The following is a 7,066-nucleotide window of genomic DNA, read 5'->3' on the forward strand; positions in this document are numbered from 1 at the left end:
ACAAAGTTGATATGCTCCCCATCTATGTTATCTTTAGGTGAAAGAATCGGAATGGAATTAGCTAGAGGTAGTATTGAAAGAATTTTCGTAGAAGGTGATAACGGTTTCAGCATATTAACAGGTTGTGGTCAAGATGCCGTTTTCCTAGTTTTAGCTAGTAAAAGTGCTAAACAAGGGGTATTAATGTTAGAAATCAAGAATGCTCTCAAAGAATTAAAGCTAGTTCTACAGTAAATAAAATTCTGGAAAATTCATTTTACAGATAACTTAAATAGAGTTTCCTGACGGATAAATATTGCTGATTTTGGGGAAATTCCCCCTTGATTTTTGATCTGTTTATTTATTTAGATCAGGCGGCTAGATTGGTGATGTCAGCCTGTAGATCAGATAGTGCCAACCTTGCCAGCGTGAAACAGGAAAAAATGTAAGCAATTGTTAGCATTTTTGTATGGGAGGGGATAAAAATGGAAGTTATGCGCTTGGTTGTCACGGGAACTGTAGGGGCTGGTAAATCTACTTTTATTCGTTCTGTAAGTGAAATTGAAGTTGTAGATACAGATACCCGTGCAACTGATGAAACAGCATTGCTAAAGAAAAGAACAACTGTAGCTTTTGACTTTGGTAGATTGCAATTTGGTTCTGATATGGCGTTACACCTATACGGAACACCTGGACAGACTCGCTTTGATTTTATGTGGGATATTCTGATTCAGAAAGCACACGCTTATATATTATTAGTAGCAGCCCATAGACCGAGAGAATTTCGCCAAGCCCGGAATATTCTTAACTTTATGCAAGCACGAGTCAATGTACCCATGATAATTGGTATCACCCATACAGATTGTCCGGGAGCTTGGGCAGCAGAAGATATATATCTAGCAATTGGTTATGTAGATGAGCAAAATCGCCCTCCTTTGGTCACCGTCAATCCCAATGAAAGAGACTCCGTTGCCGAAGCAGTAATTCATTTAGTACAACATTTGATGGAAAGCTGTACAGTTTAGAGTTATAGGATTTTAAACTTTCGCTTTAAATAAAAGCTCTAATTAATCAGGAGGTTTGTATGTCTATTAATGGTAACTTTGCAGACTTTTCCTTGCCAGAACTGCTGCAATTTTTAGATCAAGGCAAAAAAACAGGTGTACTGCATATTGAATTATCATCTGATAAAAATCAACCTAGCAATAAACAACTCTATTATATTTGGTTACATCAAGGACGAGTTGTAGCTGCATCTGATCGTTTAGATGAACAAGGTTTAACCTTAATGATTGCCCAAAGAGGATGGGTAAGTGAACGAGTAATTTCTAGAGTAACTCACATTTCCTCTTGTTTTATTAATTCCCCTTTGGGACTATGTTTAAAATCCCAAGGGTTAGTGCAAGCAGAACAATTAAAACTGCTATTTAACTCCCAAGTTCTTCGTCCAGTTTGTGCTTTATTTCAAATCAAAGATGGTCAATTTAGATTTGAACCAATCAGCGCATTACCATTAGGAGAAATGACTGGTTTGAGTATGTCTGCAACCGAAGTTATCTTAATCGGTTTGCGAGCATTACGAGACTGGAGTGCTTTAGCAGAAAAGTTACCAGATCCCACATCTGGACTATCAGGCTTAAGCACAAAACAGCCCAAGTTACAATTAAATGCTCAAGAATGGCAAGTATGGGAATTTGCTAATGGTGAAGTTTCCCTAGAAAAAATTGCTAATCAACTGAATCTCACCGTTGAGACAGTATTGCAAATTGCCTTCCGTTTGATTGTAGTTGGTTTGGCAGAAGAGCATTTTATGGTTGCGGCTGCTTCTATCCCCATGATGGAAGAATCTATTCCCGAAATACCTGTAATTGCACCAGTTCCTGAACCTGCCCATAAACCTGCTATTAGTCAATCATTTTTGAAAAATTTAGTTGGTTTTCTGCGAAGTAAAACTGGTTGATGACACTTCCAGTGGTACTATTTTACTTCTGAGAAATTTCCATCCTCTCTCTTTTACAGGGTATCAACAAATTAATTACATCCACACTTAACTATTTTTAAGGATTCATTATGGCTATTGAACCTCGCGCTTTTTTGACCACCATGGAAACCCGTATTGGTCTAACCGCAGAAGATAAAAAAGTAATGCAAGCAAATGCAGATTGGGGAACAGCAGTTGCCGAAGAAATGGCAGATCATTTTTATGCTTTCTTGGGACGTGATGAAGAAATGAATGGTATTTTAAATGCCACTGAAGGACGGGTTCATCGGTTACACGCCACCTTTATTGACTGGTTTAATCAGATGTTCACAGGTATGGATAATTGGGGTGATGACTATGCAAAATGTCGTTGGCATATTGGATTAATTCATGTAAAGATTGGTATCGGACCTCAGCACGTAGTTCCTGCTATGGCCGTTGTCGTTGATAAAGTCGGTAGAAAACTCAAAGCCGATGGTAAATCAGATGAATTAAAAGACGCTTTGGCTAAAGTTTGTATGATTGATTTAGCTTTTATTGAACAGGCTTATGTAGAAGTTTCTTCCTCTGCGGTACTTAGAGAAACTGGCTGGTCAGCAGCCTTATTCAGACGTTTAATTGCTACAGGTGCAGCTAGTATGTAGGAAAGGTGACAGGTACTAGGCCAGGGTGACAGGAGTTCAGGCGGAAGAAATAAAGAACTAAGAAGAAAAAGGCAAAAGGAAAATTTCTCCCCTGCATCCCTGCCCTAAAAACCTCTAACCCCCAGAAGCTTCTACTACTTCTAATAAACTCCGCAATAGCCAATAAGCAGAAGTAGCTCCGGGATCTTGATGTCCTATGCTTCTTTCTCCTAAATAACTAGCTCGGCCTTTTTTGGCTAACATGGGGATGGTGGCGTGCAAACCATTTTCCCCAGCTTCTACACCTACCCGCAAGGCTGGTAATAAATCTAATCCTTGATCTAAGGCTTGTTTATAAGCAACTACAGCAGGAGATAGGACATCTACCATTGTTTTATCTCCTAATTCGGCTTTTCCTCGCTCTAACACGCCATTTAAACCGGCTTGAAGTAAATTTAATAGGTCTTGGGATGCTAATTCTTGTTTGTCAGTAGCGATCGCACTGGCTCTTAAAAACCATGTCCCATACAAGGGACCACTTGCGCCACCAATACTAGAAATTAAGGTCATGCTGATAGTTTTCAAAATACCGCTAATATCTTGACCTTTCAAACTACCAATCAAATTTCTGACCTTTTTAAACCCACGATCCATATTAATTCCGTGGTCAGCATCACCGATGGCTGCATCTAATTCTGTCAGTTCTTCTTTATGATGCTCAATTACATTAGTGTAAGCCTGTAACCATTCGATGATTTGCACCTGAGTGATCATTTTAAACTCCCCAGCGTAAACTTGCTGTTTTAACTGGTGCATCCCACAGACGCAGCATTTCATCATCTAATTTCAGCAGTGTGATGGAGCAACCTTGCATATCTAATGATGTCATGTAGGGGCCAATTAGATTACGCACGATTTGCAGTCCTGCCAATTCACAGATTTCTGCCAGTTTGCGATAGACAAGATAAAGCTCGCCCATGGGTGTCCCACCCATACTGTTAACATAGGCCAGGAGGCGATCGCCTTTTTGCAGAGGTTTATTTAATAGTTCCAAGTCTGTCCACGCGCCTATTTGATCATCCCACTCTCTGACTTTACGACTATAATTAGTATCATTAATAATAGAATTGGCCAAAATTTCCGTAATTTCATCACCTGATTTCAGGCTAATTCTTTCTATTCCTGGTTCTCCATGAATGCCAATACCTAATTCTATTTCATGATCCCCTAAGGTAAAAGTAGGCGTTCCTTTTTCGGGAACTGTACAAGAACTCAAGGCTATACCCATGCTTTTACCGTGCAGATTGACCTTTCTACACAAATCGGCTAATTGGTGTAAATTATAACCTTGTTCTGCGGCCGCGCCACAGATTTTTTCTGCTAATACGGTTGTTCCAACACCTCGCCGCCCTTGGGTATAAAGACTATCTTTAACGGCAATATCATCATCAATTAAAATATTGACAGCGTGGATACCTTGACTATGGGCTAATTCTATGGCCATTTCAAAGTTCATCACATCGCCGCTATAATTTTTTACGATATAAAGAATACCAGCACCACCGTCTACCTGAGTGGCGGCGGCTAATATTTGATCTGGGGAGGGTGAGGTGAAAATTTCTCCTGGACAAGCTGCATCAAGCATTCCTAGACCAACAAAACCACTGTGCATGGGTTCGTGACCACTACCACCACCGGAAATAATTGCTACTTTTCCCTGTATTGGTGCATCGGCGCGATAAACAAAGGTCGGTTCATAGTTGATTTTAATTAAATCCCTATGAGCTAACATCATACCTTGGAGACTCTCCTGGACAAAGTTTTCTGGCCGATTAATCAGCTTTTTCATGATCTAAATGCTATCCTTCAAAAGAAATTTGTAAGAATTGAGGAGTTCAGTAGGGGCGAACGGCCGTTCGCCCAGGAGTTCACAAGGAAGAAGAAAAAAAACTGCTCCTTATTACCCATTACCCAATTTTCGCTGTAATTGTTTGAGATTTTGATACATTTCTGGTAAACGGTTGTAAATTGCTGATACTTTGAGGTATAGCTTGTGAGGAACAGCAGGAGTCCCGGAGACAATTTCTCCCGGTGCAACATCGTTGTGAATGCCAGTTTGTGCAGAAGCGATTGCCCCATCTCCAATTTTAGCTTGGTTGGCAATTCCCACTTGTCCAGCTAAAATTACCCGATTTCCTACTTTTACGCCGCCAGCTATGCCTACTTGACCTGCTATGGCACAACCAGAGCCTATTTGACTGCCATGTCCTATCTGCACTAAATTGTCAATTTTAGTATTTTTACCAATTCTGGTTTCTCCCACTGCGGGACGATCTATGGCGGTGTTACAACCAACTTCTACCCCATCTTCTAAAACTGTATAACCTGATTGTTCCATTTTTGACCAACCTGTGCGGGTCGGAACAAAGCCAAAGCCTTCTGAACCAATGACAGCACCACTATGAATCATGCAATCTGCACCGATTTGACTACGTTCGTGGATGGTACAATTGGCGTGTAAGGTTGTGCGATCGCCTATTTTCGCTGCCGGGTAAATGACGACGTTGGGATGAATAATTGCACCATTACCAATTTCCACACCTGGGGAAATGACAACATGAGCGCCAATATAAACATCTTCACCGATTTTTGTATCCGAATCAATTACCGCACTGGGATGAATGGCTGGAGTAGGACGATAGGGTTGATAAAAAAGAGAAATAGCTTTGGCAAATAACAATCTTGGTTCTGGGGTTGCTAACCAAGCAATACCCCTAGTTGTGGCTTCAAGTTGCAACTTTTCATCATTAGGTAAAATTAAAGCACTAGCAGCAGTAGAGGCAATTAAAGAGCCAAATTTTGTCCCTTCTACATAGCTGATATTACCAGCTATAGCTTCCTCTATGGCAGCAACTCCAGTAATTTCTAAATCTTGATCTGGGTGAATATTCAGACTGGTTTGGATGACAGCATTACCAAAATGGCTGATAATTTTACTTAATTTCATAACGGTTGACTGTTGACGGTTGACTGAAAAATTTTGGATTTTAGATTTTGGATTGGGAATTTTCGGTACAACCCTTGCCCCTTCAGGGCGGAATTAATCCCAAAATCCCTAATCTAAAATCAGAGAAACTCCATACTTTAGTGTGGAGTAAATCCAAAATCGTAAATCCAAAATTGGTTGGGTGAGTACCTTAGATGTCTAATTTTTTCCACTCATGGCCTGACCGGCTAAATAGGCTGTTGTCCAAGCACTTTGGAAGTTAAAACCACCGGTGACACCATCAATATCTAATATCTCACCAGCAAAATGCAACCCAGGTACTAATTTACTTTCCATGGTTTTAAAGTTAACTTCCTTGAGGTTGACACCACCACAGGTGACAAATTCTTCTTTAAATACTCCTTTCCCTGTAATTAAATATTCTCCTTGAGTAATTTCTTGCACTAGCTGATTTAGGGTTTTATTAGATATGGCTGCCCATCGCTCCTCTATGGTAATATTGCCACGCTGAATAATGTATTGCCACAGACGATGGGGTAAGTCTACACCACGATGTAAGGCGATCGCTTTTTTACCCCATTCTGTTTTTACCTCTAACAGTTTTTGTCTCACTTCTTCTGGGGACAAGTGAGGCAACCAATTAATTATTAATTTATGTTGATAGCGGTTTTCATGGAGTATTCTTGCACCCCAAGCAGACAGTTTCAGCACTGCCGGACCACTCACACCCCAATGGGTAATTAACAATGGTCCAGTTTGTTGTAATGGGGTTTTACCTGTCCCTGATAATCTGACATTGACAGAATTAACACTAATTCCTGCTAGTTCTCGCAGTTGGGGATCGGCAATATTAAAGGTAAACAGAGAAGGTACTGGAGATTGGATATCATGACCCAATTCCCTAGCGATTTTATAACCAGCTAAACTGCTACCTGTAGCTAAAAGTAAACGGTCACATTGTTTAGTTTCTCCCGATTTGAGAACAATTTCAAACTCTTCATTTTTTCGAGTTACAGCACTTACAGGTGTACCAATACAGAGTTCTATTTTGGCAGCAAAAGCTTCTCTAATTAAACATTCTGCAATAGTTTCTGCCCGATCTGTAATTGGGAACATTCGCCCATCAGCCTCAGTCTTTAAATTTACTCCATTTGCTGCAAACCAACTGATGGTATCTAGGGGTTGAAAACGGGTAAATGCACCCAGTAAAGCTTTACCACCCCTGGGGTAATTTTGGACTAAATTTTTGGGTTCAAAACAAGCATGAGTAACGTTACAACGTCCCCCACCGGAAATTAAAACTTTCGCCAAGGGTTGACGACTGGCTTCAATTAACGTCACTTGGGCTTGGGGATTCGTTTGGGCGCAAGCAATCGCGCCAAAAAATCCTGCTGCCCCACCACCAATAACAACAATTTTTAAGGGTAACAATTTCAAAAATTTTGTAATCTCATGTATTAACTATTCGCCGTAAGT

8 protein-coding genes are annotated in these 7,066 nt (G+C 40.4%); 4 read left to right on the forward strand and 4 right to left on the reverse strand.

The window, feature by feature from the left end; genetic code table 11:
- The 4 genes from CUN59_RS19740 to CUN59_RS19755 form a co-directional block, all read left to right on the forward strand.
- Positions 1–234, forward strand: a 234-nt coding sequence (locus CUN59_RS19740; protein WP_438501837.1) for a roadblock/LC7 domain-containing protein, incomplete at its 5' end; no start/stop codon positions are given.
- Between the two features lie 230 nt (positions 235–464).
- Positions 465–1,004 carry a GTP-binding protein gene (locus tag CUN59_RS19745; protein WP_104389434.1) on the forward strand — a complete coding sequence of 180 codons (540 nt, stop codon included), beginning with the start codon at positions 465–467 and terminating at the stop codon, positions 1,002–1,004.
- Positions 1,005–1,063: 59 nt separating this feature from the next.
- Complete coding sequence (locus CUN59_RS19750; RefSeq protein WP_104389435.1) at positions 1,064–1,939, forward strand: DUF4388 domain-containing protein; 876 nt, start codon at positions 1,064–1,066, stop codon at positions 1,937–1,939.
- 110 nt (positions 1,940–2,049) lie between these two features.
- On the forward strand, positions 2,050–2,604 hold the full coding sequence (locus CUN59_RS19755; RefSeq protein ID WP_104389436.1) for a protoglobin domain-containing protein: 555 nt from the start codon (positions 2,050–2,052) through the stop codon (positions 2,602–2,604).
- Between the two features lie 114 nt (positions 2,605–2,718).
- Here CUN59_RS19755 and dhaL read toward each other — a convergent pair whose 3' ends face one another.
- The 4 genes from dhaL to CUN59_RS19775 all read right to left on the reverse strand — a co-directional run bounded on the left by dhaL (position 2,719) and on the right by CUN59_RS19775 (position 7,021).
- The gene (gene dhaL, locus CUN59_RS19760; RefSeq protein WP_104389437.1) at positions 2,719–3,357 is read right to left on the reverse strand and encodes a dihydroxyacetone kinase subunit DhaL; all 639 of its coding nucleotides are present in this window, start codon (positions 3,355–3,357) and stop codon (positions 2,719–2,721) included.
- A 1-nt stretch (position 3,358) separates the two neighbouring features.
- The gene (dhaK, locus tag CUN59_RS19765; RefSeq protein ID WP_104389438.1) at positions 3,359–4,432 is read right to left on the reverse strand and encodes a dihydroxyacetone kinase subunit DhaK; all 1,074 of its coding nucleotides are present in this window, start codon (positions 4,430–4,432) and stop codon (positions 3,359–3,361) included.
- A 111-nt stretch (positions 4,433–4,543) separates the two neighbouring features.
- Positions 4,544–5,590, reverse strand: a complete 1,047-nt coding sequence (gene lpxD, locus CUN59_RS19770; RefSeq protein WP_104389439.1) for a UDP-3-O-(3-hydroxymyristoyl)glucosamine N-acyltransferase — start codon at positions 5,588–5,590, stop codon at positions 4,544–4,546.
- A gap of 198 nt (positions 5,591–5,788) precedes the next feature.
- Entirely contained in the window at positions 5,789–7,021 is a 1,233-nt protein-coding gene (locus CUN59_RS19775) for a BaiN/RdsA family NAD(P)/FAD-dependent oxidoreductase (protein ID WP_104389440.1), read from the reverse strand.
- Between the last annotated feature and the right edge of the window lie 45 nt (positions 7,022–7,066).

This window comes from Cuspidothrix issatschenkoi CHARLIE-1, from assembly GCF_002934005.1.
GTDB lineage: Bacteria > Cyanobacteriota > Cyanobacteriia > Cyanobacteriales > Nostocaceae > Cuspidothrix > Cuspidothrix issatschenkoi.